This is a genomic window from Actinosynnema sp. (genome assembly GCF_052038725.1).
Window position 1 is genome coordinate 1 of sequence record NZ_JBQGCX010000238.1, and the last position, 3,217, is coordinate 3,217.

The 3,217-nt window shown below is 77.0% G+C and carries 4 protein-coding genes; 3 read left to right on the top strand and 1 reads right to left on the bottom strand.

Annotation, left to right across the window (positions count from 1 at the left end; translation table 11 throughout):
• The first annotated feature begins 44 nt into the window (after nt 1-44).
• Genes ACTUAL_RS04640 through ACTUAL_RS04650 form a run of 3 tightly spaced genes read left to right on the top strand, consistent with a single transcriptional unit; the run spans nt 45 to nt 2,670 of the window.
• On the top strand, nt 45-953 hold the full coding sequence (locus ACTUAL_RS04640) for an ATP-binding cassette domain-containing protein (RefSeq protein WP_440899373.1): 909 nt from the start codon (nt 45-47) through the stop codon (nt 951-953).
• The gene (locus ACTUAL_RS04645; RefSeq protein WP_440899374.1) at nt 950-1,717 is read left to right on the top strand and encodes an ABC transporter permease; all 768 of its coding nucleotides are present in this window, start codon (nt 950-952) and stop codon (nt 1,715-1,717) included. Before ACTUAL_RS04640 ends, ACTUAL_RS04645 begins: the two co-directional genes overlap by 4 nt.
• A 38-nt stretch (nt 1,718-1,755) precedes the next feature.
• Nucleotides 1,756-2,670 carry an aldo/keto reductase gene (locus ACTUAL_RS04650; protein WP_440899375.1) on the top strand — a complete coding sequence of 305 codons (915 nt, stop codon included), beginning with the start codon at nt 1,756-1,758 and terminating at the stop codon, nt 2,668-2,670.
• Between the two features lie 173 nt (nt 2,671-2,843).
• Here ACTUAL_RS04650 and ACTUAL_RS04655 read toward each other — a convergent pair whose 3' ends face one another.
• Nucleotides 2,844-3,155: a DUF6191 domain-containing protein gene (locus tag ACTUAL_RS04655; RefSeq protein WP_440899376.1), complete on the bottom strand. Its 312-nt coding sequence runs from the start codon at nt 3,153-3,155 to the stop codon at nt 2,844-2,846.
• Nucleotides 3,156-3,217 lie beyond the last annotated feature (62 nt).

Sequence of the window (3,217 nt, forward strand, 5' to 3'; positions counted from 1 at the left end):
GTGGTCCGATCCGCCGGGGGTGCTCCGGGCGATTGGCTGTGCCGGTGATCGAAGTGCGTGAGCTGACCAAGCGCTACGGCGCGACGAGAGCGGTCGACGGCCTGAGCTTCACCGTGCCGCCCGGCCTGGTGACCGGGTTCCTCGGCCCGAACGGCGCGGGCAAGTCCACCACCATGCGCGTGGTCCTGGGCCTTGACCGCCCCACCTCGGGCGAGGCGCTGATCGGCGGCAGCCGGTACGCCGACCTGCCCCGGCCGCTGCACCGGGTGGGCGCGCTGCTCGACGCCGGTGACGCCCACCCCGGCCGCGCGGCCCGCGACCACCTGCGCGTGCTGGCCAGGAGCAACGGCATCGGCGACCGCAGGGTGGACGAGCTGCTGGAGCGGGTCGGGCTGGGCTCGGTGGCGGGCAGGCGGGTGGGCGCGCTGTCGCTGGGTATGCGGCAGCGGCTGGGCGTCGCGGCGGCGCTGCTCGGGGACCCGGAGGTGCTGCTGTTCGACGAGCCGGTGAACGGGCTCGACCCGGAGGGCATCCGCTGGATCCGGGGGCTGATGCGGGGCTTGGCGGCGGAGGGCAGGGCGGTGCTGGTGTCGAGCCACCTGATGGGCGAGATGGCGCTGACCGCGGACCGGGTGGTCGTGGTCGGGCGGGGCAGGCTGGTGCTGGAGGGGCCGGTGTCGGAGCTGGTGGGCCGGGCGCGGCGCGAGGTGCTGGTGCGCGCCCCGGAGCCCGGCGGGCTGGGGGCGGCGCTGGAGCGGGCGGGCGGCGAGGTCGTCGCCGAGGGGGAGCGGTGGGTGGTGCGCGGGCTGGACGCGCCCGCCGTCGCCGGGATCGCGCACGCCGAGGGGGTGCTGCTGCACGAGCTGACGCCGCGCGGCGCGTCCCTGGAGGAGGCGTACCTGGAGCTGACCGAGTCCGTCGTGCGGCACCGCGCCGAGGGGGTGGCGGCGTGACCGCGCTGCTGTCGTCCGAGTGGCTCAAGCTCCGCACGGTCCGCTCCACGGCGGTGCTGCTCGCCGTGCTCGCCGCGGCCCTGCTGGGGGGCGCCGCGATCGCCTACCTGATGACCGCCGACTGGGACCACGCCTCGCCCGAGGTGCGGCTGCGGTTCGAGGCCGCCGACCCGGCGCTGCCGGTGGTCCCCATCGGCCAGTTCTGCCTGGGCGTGCTGGGCGCGCTGGCCATCACCGCCGAGCACGGCGGCGGCATGATCCGCCCGGCGCTGGTGGCCGTGCCGCGCAGGGGCGCGTTCCTGGCGGCGAAGACGGCGGTGGTGGCCGCGACCGCGACCGCCCTCGCGCTGCTGCTGTCGGTGGCCGCGACCGGGCTGGGGGAGTGGATCACCGGGGACCGGCCCGCGCCGATCGCGGCGTTCCCCGAGCTGTCCGACGCGTGGCCGACGGTGCTGGCGAACGCGCTGGTCATGGCGGTGTCGGCGCTGGTCGGCCTCGGCCTCGGCTTCGCCGTGCGCTCCAGCGCGGGCGCGCTGACCACCCTGTCGGTGCTCCAGTTCGTCATCCCGACCGCGTCCCTGCTGCTGCCCGCGCCGGGGAATGAGCACGTCTACGGCACCAGCCTGGCCGCGCTGGCCCCCCAGCTCGCGGGCACCCAACCCGACCCGCTGCTGTCCCCGTGGGGCGCGGGGCTGGCGGTGGCGCTGCACGCGGTCCTCGCGCTGGGGGCGGGCGCGGTGGTGCTGCTGCGCCGCGACGCCTGACGGCCTGCCGCCCGGCGCGCGCGGCTACGGTGGCGGTCGTGTCCGAATTCGCCCTTGGTCTCGCCGCGCTGGGCAGGCCCGCCTACATCAACCTCGGCCGCGACGGCGCGCTCCCCGCCACCAGGGACGTCGACTCCATGCGCGCCGCCTGCCACGCCGTCCTCGACGCCGCGCACGCCGCCGGGGTGCGCCGGGTCGACGCCGCCCGCTCCTACGGCCTGGCCGAGCGCTTCCTGTCCGAGTGGCTCGCCGAGCGCGGGCACGACGACGTGGTCGTCTCCAGCAAGTGGGGGTACGCGTACGTCGCCGACTGGCGCGCCGACGCCGACGTGCACGAGGTCAAGGAGCACTCGCTGTCGCGCTTCACCCGGCAGTGGGAGGAGACCTCGGCCCTGATCGAGCCCTCCCGCTACCTGGTGCACTCGCTCACGGTGGACAGCCCGCTGTTCGACGACCCGGCCCTGCTCGACGCCCTCGGCGCCCTGCGCGCGCGGGACGTGCGGGTCGGCTTCTCCACCACCGGCCCGCGCCAGGCCGACACCGTCCGCCGCGCGCTCGCCCTGGAGGTCGACGGGCAGCCGCTGTTCACCGTCGTGCAGTCCACCTGGAACGCCCTGGAGCGCTCGGCGGGCCAGGCCCTGGCCGAGGCGTCGGCGGCGGGCTTCGAGGTGTACGTCAAGGAGGGCGTGGCCAACGGCCGCCTCGCCGTCCGACCGCCGGCCGCGCTGCAGGATCTGGCGCGCGAGCTCGACGCGACCCCGGACGCCGTCGCGCTCGCCCTCGTCGCGGCCCAGCCGTGGGCCGACGTGGTCCTGTCCGGCGCCGCGAGCACCGACCAGCTGCACGCCAACCTGCGCGCCACCGCCCTGGACGTGCCCGCCGACGCCCTCGACGAACTCGTCGAACCGGCCGAGCAGTACTGGTCCACGCGCGGCCCGCTCTCCTGGACCTGAGCCCAGGCGGCCCGGCGAGCCACGCCCCGGCGACCGGCCCGGTGGCCTGACGACCGGCGGCCCGACGAGGGCCGGTCCACCGCCCCGCCCCGCCGTGCCACTCCGGCGCCCGAGCAAGTCCGCAGGCCCGCCCCGCCCCGGTGCCCGATCAGGCCACCGGGGCGGGGCCGGGCTCAGCGCTCCGGCCGGAACCCGTCCAGCCGCACCCGCCCCGACCCCAGGTCCACCGGCCCGCGCGGCGGAGCGCCGTCGTCCTCCTCGTCGCGCAGCATCAGCTCCACCTGCTGCTGCCGCAGCTCCACCTCCTTGCCGCCGGAGAACAGCGTCGCGAACTGGTCCACCCCGGCCCTGGTCACCACCGCGCCACCAGGACCACCACCCCGCCGCGCCCGCACCCGCCGCAGCACCAGCTCCCCGGCCGCCAGCAGCACCAGCAGCACCGCCAACCCCGGTAGCGACAGCGCGAAGACCGCCCCTAACCCCACAGCCCACCTCCGGACGAGAACCACCGCCACACGAGCGCCCGCCCGTCCGGCACCACCGCCCA